This window comes from Bradyrhizobium sp. WCU1 (genome assembly GCF_053474805.1).
In genome coordinates, this window is the sequence record NZ_CM130280.1 from 3,631,956 (window position 1) to 3,648,526 (window position 16,571).

Below are 16,571 nucleotides of genomic sequence, written 5' to 3' on the forward strand. Positions count from 1 at the left end.
CCGCGCGCAATGACGGGGAGGGCCAAGCCATCGTTACTCCGCAAAAACAAGAATGGCCGGGATTGCTCCCGGCCATTTGGTCTCGTGATGTCTCGCCGTCTCAGCGCGGAGCGGCGGAGGCGCCGGTGAGCAGCGGGGTGATGCGGCGGACGGTGACGCGCCGGTTGATGCGGCTCGGTCCGTCGGTCTGCTCCTTCAGATATTGCGAGCCGTAACCCTGCGAAGTCAGGTTCTCGGCCGGCACGCCGAACTGCTGCGTCAGCAATTCGGCGGCAGACTGCGCGCGGCGGTCGGACAGCGACAGATTGTCGGTGTCGTTGCCGGTTGCGTCCGTATGGCCTTCGATCAGGAACACCTCGCGCGGATTGCGCTGGATGGCCCGGTTGAGGCCGTCGGCAATCACCTGCAGCCTCGCCGCCTGGTCGGGTGGGATGGTCCACGATCCAGAGTCGAAGTTGATCGTGTTGACGTCGATGCTCGGCATCTGCATGCGGACATTGGGGCTGTAGCGGATCTCGTCGAGCGAATAGCGTCGCTCGATCCGCTGCACCGGCGGTGCCTCCATGGTCTCGTAGATCACGTCGGGCGACGCTTCCTGAGCGTCGACGATGTAGCGATCATAGGGAATGTTGACCACCGGCGGCGGCACGTCGACATAGAAGCCACCGACCGCACGCGGATCGCGATAGGTGTTGTCGATGATGACGATCTCGCGCCCGCCGGGATCCCGGCGGATTCGGCGCAGCATCTGGCCATCGGACCCGACCACGGTGATGATCTCGCTGCCGTCGGGACGAATCACGATGGTCCGGGTCTCGCCGCCGATCGTCTCGGTGCGGATGTCACGCGCGCCGTAGCGGAAGCGATAGACGTCGTCGCCACGAACATAGGCCTGTCCGCTCGGGTCGCGGATGATGACCCGGTCCGGCTCGGTGTAGATGGTGCGGCCGTCTTCGACCACTTCCTGCCGCTGGCCGCGCAGATCGGCGATACTCCCGCCGAGGATGGCGCCGGCCACCACGCCCGCACCGACCGCAGCGCCGATGGCGAGCGGGGTGATATTGTCATGGCGCGGCGGTGGCGGCAGTGGCGCTGCAACGGCGGGCGCAGCCCGGAATGCCGGCGCAACCGTCGGCGGGGCGTATTGCGCCTGGCCGGGCGGCGGCGTTGCGGCTGCCGAGCCGGGGACGACCGACGGTGCCGGTGCGCCCATGGCGGCGCCTTGGGCGGGCGATACGCCGGGCGCAGCACCCGGGCGTGCCTGTTGAGCCGGAGCCGGTGCCGCACCAGGGGCACCCATTGCCGCTCCAGGGGCCGCCGGCGTTCCGGGCGGTGTGGCTGGACGTCCCTGCTGGCCCGGAGCCGGCGTCGCAGCGGGTGGCGTCGGAGTGGGTGTGGTCGCGCCGGGTGGGGTCGCGGCGGGCGAGGTGCCCGGTCGCGCCGGCGCGCCTGCTGCCGGAGGCGTCGTCGCCGAAGGCGCGGGCGTTGCCGGAGAGGTGGTCGCGGGCGGCGTGCCCGGAGGTTGCTTGGCTCCGCCGGGACGTTCGCCGGCAGGACGTTCGCCAGCAGGGCGTTCGCCGCCGGGACGTTCTCCGCGGAGGCGTTCGGCCGGCGCCGGTGTCGCAGCTCCCGGAGCTGGTGTTGCCGCTCCCGGTGTCGGTGTCGCGGACGGCGTGCCGGGGCGTCCCGCTGGAGCGGCGCCTGGCGCGGGTGTCGGCGGCGTATGCGCCGCACCCGGTGCGGCCGGAGTGGCTCCAGGCACTGGCGTCGGCGGCGTGCCCGGCCGCTGCGGTGCTGCCGCGGGTGGCGGCGTCGGCGTCGGATGTGCGGGCGCCGCTGCCGGCGGCGGCGTCACAGGCTTCGCGGGAGCAGCCGCGGGCGGCTCCGGCCGTGCAGGCGCGGGCAATGGCGCCGGCTTTGCGGCCGGCGGTTCGGGTCGTGCAGGTGCCGCGGCCGGCGGCGTGACCGGATGCGCGGCCGGCGGTTCAGGCCGTGCGGGAGCCGGGGGCGGCGCCGGATGCGGTGCGGCCGCAGGAGGCGGCGTCGGCTTTGGAGGCGCTGCGGCAGGCGGTTCGGGCCGCGCCGGCGCTGCGGGCGGGGCCGGCCTTGCGGCCGGCGGCTCCGGCCGTGCAGGTGCTGCGGCCGGCGGCGGAGCCGGATGCGCGGGTGGCGCGGCAGCTGGCGGTGGCGCTTGCGGATGTGGCGCTGCGGCCGGCGGTGCCGGATGTGCAGGAGCGCCGGGCGCCGGGTGCGGCTTCGGCTTTCCGTCTGGTCCGAGTTCTTCCTTCTGCTGCGCCTGTGCGACGACCAGCGGCGAATTTTGTGCGTGCGACGCTGAGGTGGCGAACTGCATCACCGTCAGCGCAGTCGTGGCAAGCAGCACGAGACGAAGCTTTGTCATGATCTTGGAGTCCCCGGCGGAAAGTCTGGGCAGGAAGGAAAGTCAGAACCGAACAATTCGGCAGGACGATGAATTGCCAGCCGTTAGGCCGGATTGTGGCGAGTGCCGAATCATCGGCGAAGTTTATTTCGACATTATAACGGGTTGCATGTGGCTTTGTTCACTAGACATTCAGAAGAAACGCTTCGACACACTCGCAATCGATGTGGAACTGAGGCGCGCGCGTGATCGATCGCCGGGCGGGTCGATCTGTCGCAGGTCGCATGCAGGATGGTCCGGACGGCCCGCGCGCTGTTGATTCGGCGTTGCCCGGCCAATTCGTCCGGCCGCTATTCGGGCGTGTGGCAGACCGCCTCGATGTTGTGGCCGTCGGGATCGAGCACGAAGGCCCCGTAATAGGTCGGGTGATAATGCGCGCGAATGCCCGGCGCGCCGTTGTCGCGGCCGCCGGCCGCCATCGCGGTCTTGTAAAAGGCGTCGACGGTGGCGCGGTCCTTGGCGGTGATGGCGATATGCACCGGCTTGTTCATCGCGCCTTCGCCGCCGATCCAGAAATCCGGCTTGCCGTTGGCGCCGAAGCCTGCCGTCGGCGCGTGCCCGGTTACTTCCGCGGGCACTTCCATGATCAGGCCGTAATCAAGCGGCGCCAGCGCCGCCTGGTAGAACGCCTTCGCGCGTTCGTAGTCAGAGACCGAAAAGCCGATATGGTCGATCATCGCGAGCCTCCCTTGTTGCGGCGAATCTCTGTCCGCGTTTTCGTTTCACCCTTCCTTGAAAAGTGGAAGTGAAGATGTGGCCCGGATGAAGTGAAGCGCAATCCGGGGGCTGCTCTAGCCGCCGATGGTCTCTCCCACGACCGAAGCCGGTGGCTATGGGTTTGCCAGGACGACAGCGAATGTGTGGCACGCGCACGCGATTCACTTCACCCCGCCGGCGCCTGATCCCGCCGTAGCCGGCGCGAGCGCGCGGCCTTGTGTAGCACGCGTGCCAGTTGCTCGGCCGAATAGGGCTTCTGCAGCAGCTCGAAGCCGCCGCTGCCCTGCTGCGACAACACCTGGCTGTAGCCGGAGGCGAGCACGATCGGCAGATCGAGCCGCTGCCGGCGAATCTCCTCCGCAAGTTCGATGCCGCTCATGCCCGGCATCACGACATCGGTGAACACGAGGTCGAACCTGCCGGGGTCGACGGCCAGCTCTTCCAGCGCGTGGGTGGCGTTCTCCACCAAAACACAGGTGCAACCGAGCTGGGTCAGCGTGTCGGCGGCGAACTTTCCGACCTCGGCGTTGTCCTCGACGATCAGGACCGACGCATTGGTCGGATCGACCGGAGGCGCATCCTCGGTGAGCGGCGATTGCGCGTTGTGCCTGCCGACCACGCGCGGCAGATACAGCGTGAATGTCGAGCCCTTGCCGATCTCGCTGCTGACGGTGACCTCGCCGCCGGATTGCTTGGCGAAGCCGAACACCTGCGACAGGCCGAGACCGGTGCCGTGACCGACCTCCTTGGTGGTGTAAAACGGCTCGAAGATCCGGCCGAACAGCTCCTGCGGAATTCCGACGCCGGTATCGGCCACCGACACCGCGACATAGCCGTGCGGACTCGGCGGCATGCTCGTCCCGGGCGGCAGATCGTCCACGGCGCGGACCGCGATCGTGAGCCGGCCGACGCCATCCATCGCGTCGCGCGCATTCACCGCCATATTGATGATGGCGGTCTCGAACTGGCCGGCATCGGCGTTGACGAGGCAGGTCTTATCGGGCACCTGCGCCGTGATCTCGATGCGCGAACCGATCAGGGTGGCGATCATCTCGCTCAGGGTGCGGACGTTCTGGCAGGCGTCGAACACTTCGGGCTTGAGGGTCTGCCGGCGCGCGAACGCCAGCAGCTGGTTGGTCAGCTTGGCGGCGCGGTTCACCGTGTTGGAGATCGCATCGATGTAGCGCTGCCGTCGCGGCTCCGGCAGGTCCGGCCGCCGCAACATGTCGACCGATGCGCGGATCACGGTGAGCAGATTGTTGAAGTCGTGCGCGACGCCGCCGGTGAGTTGCCCGAGCGCTTCGAGCCGCTGGCCGTGCCGCAGCGCATCCTCGGCCTCGATCCGCCGGTTGGCCTCCTCCTCCAGCCGCTCGGTTCGCTGGTAGGCCAGCGCCAGCAGGCCGAACAGCAGCGCGGTGGCCGGGATGCCGAAGATCAGGTGCTGGGCCATGGTGTTGATCCAGCGCGCCCGGATCGCCGAGGTTTCGAGACCGGCGCTGACATAGATCGGGTATTCGGACAGCCGCTCATAGCGCATGCGCCGCTCGATACCGTCGACGGGGGAGCGGATCGTCATGGTGCCGGCCAGCGGATTGGCGGCCATCTGCTGTCCGAGCGGCCCGCTCGGCTCGAATCTGACGTCGTGGTCGACGACGGGGAAATGCGCCAGCACCGCGCCATCGGTCCGGATCAGAGCCAGGAAGCTGCCGGGCTCCCGGCCGATCCGCGCATAGAAGTTCTCGAAATACTCCGGAAGCACCGAAGCCTGGATCACGCCGGCAAAGCTGCCATCCGCGTTGCTGCGGCGCCGGCCGACGCTGAAGAACCGCGCGCCCTGATAGGGCGGCCGCGGGGTCAGCACCTCGCCGATAAAGGTGCCGATGTCGCGCTCGGCATGGATCCGGAAGTAGTCCCGATCCGAGAAATCGACGTCGGGGGCCGGCTCGACCAGGCTGTTGACCAGGGCATGGCCGCTGGCATCGAACACCCAGATCGATTTCACCTGGGGAAGCGTATCGGCGACCTGGCGCAGCCGCTCGTGCAGGCTCTTCTCGCGCGCGGCGATGTCGGCGTCGCTCATCCCGCGGACGACCTCGGTGATCTCGCCCAGGCTGCGGTCGATGGTCTCGAACACCTTGAGCGCGTGTTCATGGGTGACGTCGAGGGTCCGCTGGATTTCCTGGTCGGCGGCGTCGCTGTTTGAAACCCGGGACATCGCCGAAGCGAACAGGAACAGCGCCAGCGGAAGGGCCAGCGAGGCGGCCATCATCCATCGCAGCAGTATCAGCGAATTGCGTTGTGCGGTCGGCACGGGCGCTCCGGCTCCTTGCGGAGCTTAACGCAAACCATTGTGCCGGAGGAAGCAAATCCCCGCCCCGGAGGCTCATCCAACGTCCGCGGGCAGCGAAAGGCGGTTAGGGGCGATCGGCCGGCCGCCGGTTGATATTCGGGCCCGGCGCGGACGGCGATCCCGCCCGCGTGGGAGCCGAATGTCCGTTGGCCCGCGTGCCGGCCCCGAGGCCGCCGCCCGGAGGGATCACGACCTCGTTAGCTGGAGCGCGGCGGTCAAGCGGAAATCCGGCCGGGATGACGATCGCAGGGGCTGTTTTTAGGAGTTCTAAAACCTCTCACGGGCAAATGCTTGACCCTGCGACTACCTGCTGAAAAACAGGCCGCATGACAGGCGATCCAGGCACTTCCCAGGTTAATGTTCAGGACACCCGGCTCGGACATGCGGATCGCGGTTTTGTCGGAAAGATCATCAGGCTCGATGCGCTCGTGACGGGTTCATCGCTCTCTCCGCAGGAGCTGGAGCAGCGCCTGGTGGAGATGGGATTTGTCGAGGGCGCGCGCGTGGAAATCCTGCATGAGGGCACGATCCGGCGGGATCCGATCGCGGTACGCGTCGACAACATCACGATCGCGCTGCGCCGGAGCGAAGCCATGGCTGTGATCGTCGAATGACCACTGCATCCCTGCGACTGGCGCTGGTCGGTGCGCCGAACACCGGCAAGACCTCGCTGTTCAACCGGCTGACCGGCAGCACCCAGAAAGTCGCCAATTATCCCGGCGTCACGGTCGAGCGCAAATCCGGCGGCTTCGTCACGCCGGAGGGCCGCAGCGTGACGGTGCTCGACTTGCCCGGCACCTATTCGCTGCGCGGCCGCAGCCCGGACGAAGAGATCACCCGCGACATCGTGCTCGGTCGTTTCGACGGCGAGGCGGTGCCCGATCTCGTGCTCTGCGTCGCGGACGCCACCAATCTGCGGCTGACCTTGCGCCTGGTGCTCGAATTGAAGCGTGTCGGCCGGCCGATGATGCTCGTGCTCAACATGATCGACATTGCGAAGCGCCGCGGCGTGACGATCGATCTCGATCGCATGTCGCAGGAGCTCGGCCTGCCGATCGTGACCGCCGTCGCGGTCCGCAAGGGCGGCGTCGACGAGCTCCTGAAGCGGACCGACGAATTCCTGGCAACGTCGCACCAGGCCGCGGCCAGCGAATGGACGACGCCGACGATCGCCGATCTCAAGGCCGCCCAGCGCGAGGCCGACCGCATCATTGCCGCGGCGGTGACGCTGCCGACCAAGCCCGACACGCTGACCAACCGGATCGATTCGGTCGTGCTGCATCCGGTCTGGGGTCTCGTGATCCTGGCCGTGATCCTGTTCGTGATGTTCCAGGCGGTGTTCACCTGGGCGCAGCCGGCGATGGAGCTGCTGTCGGACGGCTTTGCCGCGCTCGGGCAACTGATCCACGACCTGCTGCCCGCGAGCTGGGGCCTGTTGCAGAGCTTCCTGCAGAACGGCCTGATCTCGGGCGTCGGCAGCGTCATCGTGTTCCTGCCGCAGATCATCATCATCTTCCTGTTCATCCTGCTGCTGGAAGATTTCGGCTATATGGCGCGCGCCGCGTTCCTGATGGACCGCATCATGGGCGGCGCCGGGCTGCATGGCCGGGCCTTCATTCCGCTGCTGTCGAGCTTCGCCTGCGCCATTCCCGGCATCATGGCGACGCGGGTGATCGACAACCGCCGCGACCGCCTGACCACGATCCTGATCGCGCCGCTGATGACCTGTTCGGCGCGAATTCCGGTCTACACGCTGATCATCTCGGCCTTCGTTCCGGCGACCACGCTCTGGGGGTTCGTCAATCTGCAGGGGCTCGTGATGTTCGGCCTCTATGCCGCCGGCATCACCAGCGCGCTGACGGTCTCGGCGGTCGCGAAATTCTTCCTGTGGCGCGACCATGCGCCGGCGCCGTTCATGCTGGAGTTGCCCGACTACAAGATGCCGCGGCTGCGCAGCATCGCGATCGGCGTGTTCAACCGCGCCAAGATGTTCCTGTATCGCGCCGGCACCACGATCCTCTCGATGATGGTGCTGATCTGGTTCCTGGCCTCGTTCCCGCAGGCGCCCACCGGCGCCGAGGGGCCGGCGATCAACTACAGCTTCGCCGCGATGATCGGTCATGCGCTCGAGCCGCTGCTGCGGCCGATCGGCTTCAACTGGCAGATCGCGGTGGCGCTGATCCCGGGCATGGCGGCGCGCGAGGTCGCGGTCGCCGCGCTCGGCACCGTCTATTCGATCGAGGGCGGCAAGGAAGCCGCCGACCAGATCGGCCAGGTGCTGGCGCAGAAATGGACGTTGGCGACCGCGCTGTCGCTGCTGGTCTGGTACATCTTCGCCCCGCAATGCGCCTCGACATTGGCGGTAATCCGCCGCGAGACCGGCGGCGCGAAGTGGATGGTGGTGACGTTCATCTACATGCTCACGCTGGCCTATGCCGCGAGCTTCCTGACCTTCAACCTGGCGCAGGCGCTCGGCCTTCATTGAAGGGGCCGTTGCGGCAGCGATGCGTGCAACAGGCCGAGCGACGAAGTAGAGTTCATCCGGGGGCGCCTCACGCGCGTCCACGGGTTCCCTGCGAGATCACGCAATGTCGACCTACGGCCTGGAGCGGCTCTTTTCGCCTCGAAGCATCGCGGTGGTCGGCGGCAGCCCGCGGCCGTCGTCGCTCGGAGCGGCGGTGCTGCGAAACATCAAAGCGAGCGGCTTTGCCGGCAAGGTCGGCGTCGTCAACCGGCAGTATGCCGATGTCGACGGCGTGCCGACCGTTCCGGACCTGAAATCGCTGCCATTCGTTCCGGATCTTGTCGTTATCAGCGCGCCGGCGGCGGCGGTTCCGGAGATCGTGGCGGAGGCGGGCTTGGCCGGCGTTGCCGGCGCGGCGATCCTGTCGGCTGGTCTCGGCTACGGCGCGGGTTCGCTTGCGGAGATCGCGGGGCAGACCGCGCGGCGGCACGGCATGCGCCTGTTCGGGCCGAACTGCCTCGGCGTCATGGTGCCGCGCGCCAAGCTCAATGCGAGTTTCGCCTCGCACCAGCCGTCCGACGGACATGTCGCGTTGATCTCGCAGTCCGGCGCGGTCGCATCGGCGATGATCGAGTGGGCGGCGGAGCGGCGGCTCGGCTTCTCCGGCATTGCCTCGATCGGCGACCAGCTCGACGTCGACGTCGCCGACCTCTTGGATTATTTCGCGCTCGACGACCACACCAGCGCGATCCTGATCTACCTCGAGGCGGTCAAGGATGCGCGCAAGTTCATGTCGGCGGCGCGCGCCGCGGCGCGGCTGAAGCCGGTCATCATCGTCAAGTCCGGCCGGATGGCGCAGGGTGCAATCGCCGCTGCGACCCATACCGGGGCGCTGGCCGGCTCCGACGCGGTCTATGACGCCGCGTTCCGCCGCGCCGGCATGCTGCGCGTCTACGACCTCCGCCAGTTGTTCGATTGCGCCAAGCTGCTCGGCCGCGGCTTCGTGCCGCGCGGCAACCGGCTGGCGATCCTGACCAATGGCGGCGGGCTCGGCATCCTCGCGACCGACCGGCTGGCCGAGCTCGGCGGCGTTCCCGCGACCTTGACGGCGGAGACCATCGAGCGGCTCGACAGGATGCTGCCGTCGGGCTGGTCATGCGCCAATCCCGTCGACATCGCCGGCGATGCCGATGCCGCCCGCTACGTGGTGGCGCTCAACGCGCTGCTCGATGACGCCAATTGCGATGCGGTGCTGGTCGCGAACGTGGAAACCGCGGTGGCGCCGGCCGAGGGCATCGCCGAGGCGGTGGCGCAATGCGTGCGTGAGCGCAGGTCGAAGCGCAGCGCGGTCGCCGCCCTGGTGCTCGCGGCATGGGTCGGCGCCGACGAGCGCACCGGCGCGATCTTCGAGGCGGCGCGGATTCCACATTTCCCGACCGAGGACGATGCGGTGCGCGCCTTCATGTATCTGGTGCGCTATCGCGAGGCCTCCACCGCGCTCGCCGCGACCCCGCCGGGCGTCGCGTCGGTGTTCACGCCGGAGACGGCGGCGGCACGGCACGTGGTCGTGAACGCGTTGTCCGAGGGACGGGCATGGCTCGACCCGGCCGAGATCGTCGCCCTGTTCGAGGCCTATCGCATTCCGATCGTAACGACGCTCGTCGCCGACAGTGCCGAGGACGCTGCCGAGAAGGCGGCGCCGTTCCTGGCCGAGGGGCATGCGATCGTGGTCAGGGTGTTCTCGCGTGACATCAGGCACGCATCCGATGTCGGCGGCGTGATTCTCGATTTGCGGACCAAAGACAGCGTCATCGAGGCCGCCAGGACGGTCATGGACCGCGCACGAAGCGCACGGCCGGACGCCATCCTGCGAGGTGTGACGATCCAGCCGATGATCGTGCGGCGCGCGGCGCGCGAACTGATCCTCGGTATCGCCGACGATCCGACCTTCGGTCCGGTGATCGTGTTCGGCCGCGGCGGTCCCGCGGTCGAGGTGATCAACGACAAGGCGCTGGCGCTGCCGCCGCTCGACATGAATCTCGCCCGTGAGCTGGTCGGACGGACCCGCGTCTCGCGGCTGCTCGGCGGCTATGGCGATATCCCGGCGGTCCCGGCCGATGTGGTACCGCTCACTTTGGTCAAGCTCGCGCAGATGGCCGCCGACATTCCCGAGGTCGCCGGGCTCGATATCAATCCGATGCTGGCGGACGAGACCGGCGTGCTCGCGCTCGATGCGCGGGTCGCGATCCGCAAGCCCACGCGGCTGTTCGCCGGCCACACGCGGCTCGCGGTCAGGCCCTATCCGTCGCAATGGGAGGGCGAGCTCGCGTTACGTGACGGCTCGCGCGTCACCGTGCGCCCGATGCGGCCGGAGGACGAGCCGATGGTCGATGGCTTCTTCAAGCGCGTGAGTGCCGAGGACCTCAGGCTGCGCTTCTTCCATGCGATGAAGGAATTCTCGCACGCCTTCATCGCGCGGCTCACCCAGCTCGACTATGCGCGCGCGATGGCATTCGTGGCGCTCGATCCAACCACCGGCGAGATGATGGGCGCGGTCCGGCTGCATTCGGACTCGCTGTACGAGAACGCCGAATACGCGATCCTGCTGCAGTCCGATCTCAAGGGCAAAGGGCTCGGCTGGGCGCTGATGCAGCTCCTGATCCACTATGCGCGGTCGGAAGGGTTGAAGCGCCTGTCCGGCCAGGTGCTGACCGAGAACACCACGATGATCGGGATGTGCCGCGATCTCGGCTTCACCGTGGCGATGGATCCGGAGGATCACAGCATCGTCGACGTCGTGCTCGACCTCCGCAAGCCGGGCATCGATGCGGTCGGCGCCGATATCCTGATCCGGCCGGGGGCGGCTGGTGGTTGAACCTGCCGCCGCTCAGTCGATGAATGATGCAAGTTCCTCGGGGGTCCCGGAGGGAAACGCTTCCTTGAGACAATCGAGAAAGGCGGCTACGCGCGCGCTGAGCAATCTCCGCGACGGATAGAGCGCCCAGAGAACGATGTCGGGTCCGTCGACATCGCCCCAATGGACGAGCTTGCCGGCTGCCAGATCGCGGCTCACAAGCGAAATGGGAAGTCGCGCGGCCCCGACGCCTGCGCGAACCGCGTCGCGGATCATGATGAGCGAGGACAGGCGCAGCACCGGATCGGTCTTGATCCGATCGGTCCGGCCCTGCGCCGTCATGTCCCAGTCGGAGCCTTGATCGCTCGCGCCACGCACCACGGTCGGTGCGGCATTATCGCCCTTCGGACGAGGCAGGGTCGGGTTCGCCACCACCACAAGTCGGTCGCGCATCAGGACCCGACCGACCAGCGTCTCGTCAGGATCCGGGTTGACCCTGATCACCAGGTCGTAGCCTTCCTCGATCATGTCAACCGAACGGTCCTCGGTCGTGACCTCGAGCCGGACCTCCGGATATTTCAGCGCGAATGCGGCGGCGAGTTTCCCCATCGCGGTCTGCGAGAACAGGAGAGGCGCGCTGATCCGCAGTCTGCCACGCGGCTTGTCGGCTCCGGATGAGATCGCAGCGGCCGTCTCGTCGAGCTCCGCGAGCAGCGCGCCGGTCCGTTCGTAAAGCGCACGTCCCTCCTGGGTGAGTTTCAGCGTGCGGGCGCCGCGCTCGAACAGGCGCAAGTCGAGGCCGCTCTCCAGCTCGGAAACCCGGCGGGAGAGCGTGGCCTTAGGGCGGCCGGACGCCCGGGCGGCGCGGCCGAACCCGCCATGGCGGGCGACCAGGTTGAAATCGGCGAGGGCAAGTAGATCCATATGTTCCACCAATGGGACACGCTGTCTAAATATAACATCTATCGATCCATCAGTGGATCACTAGTTTCGGGATGTCTACCAACCATCCCAAAACGGAGTGATCCCAATGACCATCCTCGTTACCGGTGCCACCGGCACCGTCGGCCGCAACGTCGTCGAACAGCTCGTCAAGCGCGGCGCCGAGGTCCGCGCCCTCGTCCGTGATCCGGCGAAGGTCGACTTCCCGGCAGGCGTGACCGCCGTGAAGGGCGATCTGCTGGATGTCGATTCGCTGCGCAGCGCATTCTCCGGTGTCTCGACCCTGTTCCTGCTCAACGCCGTGGTGCCCGACGAATTCACCCAGGCGCTGATCGCGCTCAACCTGGCGCGCGAGGCTGGCGTCGAACGGCTGGTCTATCTCTCGGTGATCCACAGCGACGTCTACGTGAACGTGCCGCACTTCGCCGGCAAGTTCGGCGTCGAGCGGATGATCGAGGCGATGGGCTTTGCGGCCACCATCCTGCGTCCCGCCTACTTCATGAACAACGAGCACACGATCAAGGACGTGGTGGCTGGCTACGGCATCTATCCGATGCCGATCGGCGACAAGGGTCTCGCCATGATCGACGCGCGCGACATCGGCGAGATCGCCGCCATCGAACTCGTCCGCCGCGAAACCTCCGCGACGCCGCTGCCGCTGGTCCGGATCAATCTGGTCGGTCCGGATACGCTGACCGGCGCCAAGGCCGCTGCCGTCTGGTCGGAGGTGTTGGGCCGCACGATCGCCTATCCCGGTGCCGACACCGCCGGCTTCGAGAAGAACCTCCGGCAGTTCATGCCGAGCTGGATGGCATTCGACATGCGGCTGATGGGCGAGCGCTTCCTCACCGACGGAATGCTCCCCGGTGCCGGCGACGTCGAGCGCCTGACCACCTTGCTCGGCCGTCCGCTGCGCACCTACCGCGACTTCGTCGCCGAGATCACGGCCGCTGCCTGAGCGCAGCGGTCCCACCCGAACCCGCAGACCACGGAATACGACCATGATCTACTCGACCGCCACCGTCCCGGTGAATCCGGAAGGCGAAAGACCGCTGACCCGCGCGCAAGCCTGGAAGGGTCTCGTTCTCAAGGCCCGCGATGCCAGGCAGTTCCTGCCGCCGAATCTCTGCACCCGCTGCGAAGTCGTGGAGGAGAGCGCGACGCACATCGTGCGCGAAGCCGCCATCGCAGGCGACGATCTCCGCGAGATCATTACCTTCGAGCCGGAGAACAAAGTGACCTTCTTCCAGGCCATTGGTCCGCGCGAAGGTGCCATCGTCAACGAACTCTTCGTCGACGATGCCGGTGCGCTGCAATTGAAGTTCTATTGCTACACCGGCTTGCGCGGCAAGCAGCCGAATGGCTCCGAAGAGCAGGCCGAGCAGAGGCAGTTCGACAGCGACAAGGGCTACAAGGCGGCACTGCTGTCCACGCTGAAGCGCATCCGCGAACTGCTCGCGGAGGACAAGCTCTGAACATCACCGGAAACAGCAACGATGGGACGGTCTCCTGACGAGGCCTCCCGCTTCATTCAAGGAGACTCTCATGAGCAATTCTCAAGGCAGCGCCACCCGACCGGCAGCGGCGCGGATACTGGTTCTCGGCGGGACCGGCGGCACGGGCCGCGCGATCGTCGCGCAAGCCCTGGCGCGCGGACACGACGTCACCGTCCTTGCTCGCTCGCCCGAGAAGGCGGGCAATCTTGAAGGCGTCAAAATCGTCGCCGGCGATGCCCGCGACGAGCGAGCCCTGCGTCAGGCCCTGAAAGGCCAGGACGCCGTGATCAGCGCGCTCGGTACTCCGGCGAGTCCGTTCCGCGAAGTCACGTTGCTCTCGACCGCGACGCGCGCGCTCGTCGCCGCGATGAAGGCCGAACGGGTCTCGCGACTCGTCTGCATCACCGGCATGGGCGCCGGCGACAGCAGGGGACATGGCGGATTCGTGTTCGACAACGTCATCTACCCGCTGCTGCTCCGCAAGGTGTACGCGAACAAGAATCGCCAGGAGGCGATCGTCAGGGATAGCGGCCTGGACTGGGTGCTGGTCCGTCCGTCCGTTCTCAGCAACAAGCCGGGCGGACAGCCGGTGCGCGCGCTCACGGACCTATCCGGCTTCCATGGCGGAACGATCGCCCGCACCGACGTCGCGAGCTTCGTCCTCGATCAGGTCGGCAACGATGCGTGGCTGCATCGTGCTCCGTTGATCACGTGGTGAGGTCGGCTGCCGCGCGAGGCAAATGCGGCCGCAGCTTCCGCTGCGGCCGGGCGCCGGCAATCAGATCTGGCGTTCGACCATCTTGAACTTGAGCTCGGCGATCGCTTCGGAGGGATTGAGGCCCTTCGGGCAGGGTGGAACCAAAACGACCGAACGAGATTGTAACGGGATCGAATGTCTTCCCCACATCACGCCTCAAGGCCTATCGATGTCCAACAAACGGTCCGGGACTCCTGTTGCAAAAGTCGATTCCTGGGACCGTCTTGGAGAGGGTTGTCGCAACGCTTAGCGGTCCAAGGGTTTCCGCCGGAAGGCGACACGGGGTGAGCTTGCGGGCATGCTTGGTTCGCTGTGAAGCGTCGTGATTGTCGGTCCGTCGTTCAACCATACTGTCGAGAACGGATCTTGACGCATACGATCGATCGTTCGCAGCTTCAGAAAATCATTGCCGGCCTGAGTGAAGGCGTGATCCTTATCGAGCCGGACCAGACCATTACCTGGGCGAACGAATCCGCCCTGAAGATGCATGGTGTGGAAGAGCTCGCCCAGCTCGGGACGTCCGTCGACGAGTACCGCAAGAACTTCGTGCTGCGGTACCGCAACAATCACCTGCTTGGCAAACGCAAATATCCTGCCGAACGGGTTGTCGCAGGAGAGACATTTGTCGATGTTGTCGTCGCCGTCGCCCCTCGGGCCAGCAACGATACGGAGTGGGTGCATCAGATACGAAGTCTCGTCATTACTGACACCAAGGGAAACCCCGATTGCCTGGTGCTGGTGATCGCCGATGTGACCGAGCGCTATGCCGCAGAGGCCCGCTTCGAGCGTACCTTCAACGCCAATCCTGCCCCGGCCTTCATCTGTCGGCTGGCGGACCAAATCCTCGTCAAGGTCAACCAGGGTTTCCTGGATATGTTGGGGTATGCGCGCGACGACGTTTTCGGCCGCTCGCTCGCGGAGGTCGGCCTACTGAACGGGGTCGAGAAAGCCGAGACGATTCAGGAGCGCCTCGCCGAGGGCAGGACGATTCCACAAACGGAGGTGCAGCTTCCGCTGCGCTCGGGTGGATCGAAACTCGTGATTCTGGCCGGCCAGCCAATCGAAATCGGCGACGACGCTTGTATGCTCTTTACGTTCGCCGACCTGGATGCGCGTGCCAAGGCCGAGTCCGCGTTGCGCCAGAGTGAAGAGCGGTTTGCCAAGTCGTTTCAGCTCTCCCCGGTGCCGACGGCGCTGCTGAGGATGGATGGCCATACGTTCCTCATGGTCAACGAAGCATTTGTCGCTCAGTTCGGGCACACCAGCGCCGAACTGATTGGTCGAAGCCTCGGTGAAATGCGGCTTTGGGCACGGCCAGAAGCTCAAAGTCAGTTCGAACGTGAGATTGAGCAATCCGGTCACGTTTCCAAGTTGGAGGCCTGTCTTGCCAGCAAGAACGGCAACGAACTCGATTGTGTCGTCTCTGCCGAGACTGTGACAATAGGCGACCAGATCTGCGCACTCGCCACGTTTCTGGATATCACGGACCGGAAGCGCTCCGAGCGCGAGCTTGTGCAGGCGATCGAGGCCGTCATGACCGATGCCTCATGGCTTAGCAAGGGCATTCTGGAGAAGCTCGCTGCTTTCCGTCGGCCAGGCAGATCGGAAGATTCTAAGCCGGCGGAGCAGCTGTCGGCGCGCGAACGCGAGGTGCTGGTGCTGATCTCCCAAGGCCTCAGCGACGCTGCGATTGGCAAGCGGCTTCGGCGTTCGCCCAATACGGTGCGCAATCACGTGGCGTCGCTCTATCGAAAGCTCGGCGTTCACCGTCGGACTGACGCCGTGATCTGGGGACGCGAGAACGGCTACATCGCCAGAAAATAGAGATGCTAGTACGGATTCACCACCGAACTGGTGCAATCAGTTCATTGTGCTTGAAGCCGTGTTCCCCACCTACTCCGCGATGAACGAGTTCACTCGCGACAACTCAACGGAGAAGGCTTCATTATGGACAAGAATCGCATCAAAGGCACCGCCGAACAGATCAAGGGTTCCATCAAGGAAGCGGTCGGCAAGGTGACCGGCAACGACAAGCTGACGGTCGAAGGTAAGGCCGAGCAACTGGCCGGCAAAGCGCAGGCTCAGGTCGGCAAGGCAAAGGATGCTGCCCGCGATTTGCTCAAGAAGTGAAGAGCCCGCGTTGCCTGTGCTCGTCGTGGTGTTCCAGCAATTCAGGTTAGACAACAGGAGTGATGACGATGGATACGGACCGCATCAAGGGAGCAGCGAAGGAGTTCGGTGGGAAACTGGAAGAAGCCGCCGGACATGTAACCGGCAATCAGGATATCCGCGCGGAAGGCGTTGCGCGTCAGATCGAGGGCAAGGGACAGAACCTTTACGGCCAGGCCAAGGACGGTTTGCGCGATGCCGGTGATCTCGCAGGCCAGATGTACGACGAAGGTCGTCGCTATGCGCGGCGCGGCTCTCGGGATGTTGGCGAGGCTGTCGGAAGTTATCCATTGGCGTCGGTACTGATTGCGGGCACGGTGGGCTTTCTCGCCGGCATTCTGATCAGCCGTCGCTGACCGGGGGGTATCATGACGATATATTA

13 protein-coding genes are annotated in these 16,571 nt (G+C 66.1%); 9 read left to right on the forward strand and 4 right to left on the reverse strand.

Annotated elements, in window-relative coordinates:
* Positions 1 to 100 precede the first annotated feature (100 nt).
* From ACTUWL_RS16890 to ACTUWL_RS16900, 3 genes are all read right to left on the reverse strand, one after another.
* Positions 101 to 2,401, reverse strand: coding sequence for an OmpA family protein (locus tag ACTUWL_RS16890; RefSeq protein ID WP_106940270.1), 2,301 nt, complete (start codon positions 2,399 to 2,401; stop codon positions 101 to 103).
* Positions 2,402 to 2,730: 329 nt separating this feature from the next.
* Positions 2,731 to 3,117 (reverse strand): VOC family protein, encoded by a 387-nt coding sequence (locus ACTUWL_RS16895; protein ID WP_021078877.1) that lies wholly within the window; start codon positions 3,115 to 3,117, stop codon positions 2,731 to 2,733.
* A 206-nt stretch (positions 3,118 to 3,323) separates the two neighbouring features.
* A complete protein-coding gene (locus ACTUWL_RS16900; RefSeq protein ID WP_021078876.1) occupies positions 3,324 to 5,468 on the reverse strand; it encodes a hybrid sensor histidine kinase/response regulator in 2,145 nt (714 codons plus the stop codon).
* 365 nt (positions 5,469 to 5,833) lie between these two features.
* Between ACTUWL_RS16900 and ACTUWL_RS16905 the strand changes: the two genes are divergently transcribed.
* The 3 genes from ACTUWL_RS16905 to ACTUWL_RS16915 all read left to right on the forward strand — a co-directional run bounded on the left by ACTUWL_RS16905 (position 5,834) and on the right by ACTUWL_RS16915 (position 10,846).
* A complete protein-coding gene (locus ACTUWL_RS16905; RefSeq protein ID WP_021078875.1) occupies positions 5,834 to 6,121 on the forward strand; it encodes a FeoA family protein in 288 nt (95 codons plus the stop codon).
* Positions 6,118 to 7,992 carry a ferrous iron transporter B gene (gene feoB, locus ACTUWL_RS16910; protein WP_021078874.1) on the forward strand — a complete coding sequence of 625 codons (1,875 nt, stop codon included), beginning with the start codon at positions 6,118 to 6,120 and terminating at the stop codon, positions 7,990 to 7,992. Before ACTUWL_RS16905 ends, feoB begins: the two co-directional genes overlap by 4 nt.
* A gap of 103 nt (positions 7,993 to 8,095) precedes the next feature.
* Complete coding sequence (locus tag ACTUWL_RS16915) at positions 8,096 to 10,846, forward strand: bifunctional acetate--CoA ligase family protein/GNAT family N-acetyltransferase (RefSeq protein WP_021078873.1); 2,751 nt, start codon at positions 8,096 to 8,098, stop codon at positions 10,844 to 10,846.
* A 12-nt stretch (positions 10,847 to 10,858) separates the two neighbouring features.
* On the opposite strand, the gene ACTUWL_RS16920 is transcribed toward ACTUWL_RS16915, so the two are convergent.
* Positions 10,859 to 11,749, reverse strand: coding sequence for a LysR family transcriptional regulator (locus ACTUWL_RS16920; protein WP_021078872.1), 891 nt, complete (start codon positions 11,747 to 11,749; stop codon positions 10,859 to 10,861).
* 106 nt (positions 11,750 to 11,855) lie between these two features.
* Here ACTUWL_RS16920 and ACTUWL_RS16925 point away from each other — a divergent pair, with 106 nt between their 5' ends.
* The 6 genes from ACTUWL_RS16925 (at position 11,856) to ACTUWL_RS16950 (ending at position 16,545) form a co-directional block, all read left to right on the forward strand.
* Entirely contained in the window at positions 11,856 to 12,725 is an 870-nt protein-coding gene (locus ACTUWL_RS16925; protein ID WP_021078871.1) for an SDR family oxidoreductase, read from the forward strand.
* Positions 12,726 to 12,768: 43 nt separating this feature from the next.
* The gene (locus tag ACTUWL_RS16930) at positions 12,769 to 13,242 is read left to right on the forward strand and encodes an AtaL-like protein (RefSeq protein ID WP_021078870.1); all 474 of its coding nucleotides are present in this window, start codon (positions 12,769 to 12,771) and stop codon (positions 13,240 to 13,242) included.
* A 70-nt stretch (positions 13,243 to 13,312) separates the two neighbouring features.
* Positions 13,313 to 13,981 carry an NAD(P)-dependent oxidoreductase gene (locus ACTUWL_RS16935; protein ID WP_021078869.1) on the forward strand — a complete coding sequence of 223 codons (669 nt, stop codon included), beginning with the start codon at positions 13,313 to 13,315 and terminating at the stop codon, positions 13,979 to 13,981.
* 405 nt (positions 13,982 to 14,386) lie between these two features.
* Complete coding sequence (locus ACTUWL_RS16940) at positions 14,387 to 15,844, forward strand: helix-turn-helix transcriptional regulator (protein ID WP_021078867.1); 1,458 nt, start codon at positions 14,387 to 14,389, stop codon at positions 15,842 to 15,844.
* Positions 15,845 to 15,967: 123 nt separating this feature from the next.
* Positions 15,968 to 16,150 carry a CsbD family protein gene (locus ACTUWL_RS16945; RefSeq protein ID WP_021078866.1) on the forward strand — a complete coding sequence of 61 codons (183 nt, stop codon included), beginning with the start codon at positions 15,968 to 15,970 and terminating at the stop codon, positions 16,148 to 16,150.
* A 68-nt stretch (positions 16,151 to 16,218) separates the two neighbouring features.
* Positions 16,219 to 16,545, forward strand: a complete 327-nt coding sequence (locus ACTUWL_RS16950; protein ID WP_021078865.1) for a CsbD family protein — start codon at positions 16,219 to 16,221, stop codon at positions 16,543 to 16,545.
* Positions 16,546 to 16,571 lie beyond the last annotated feature (26 nt).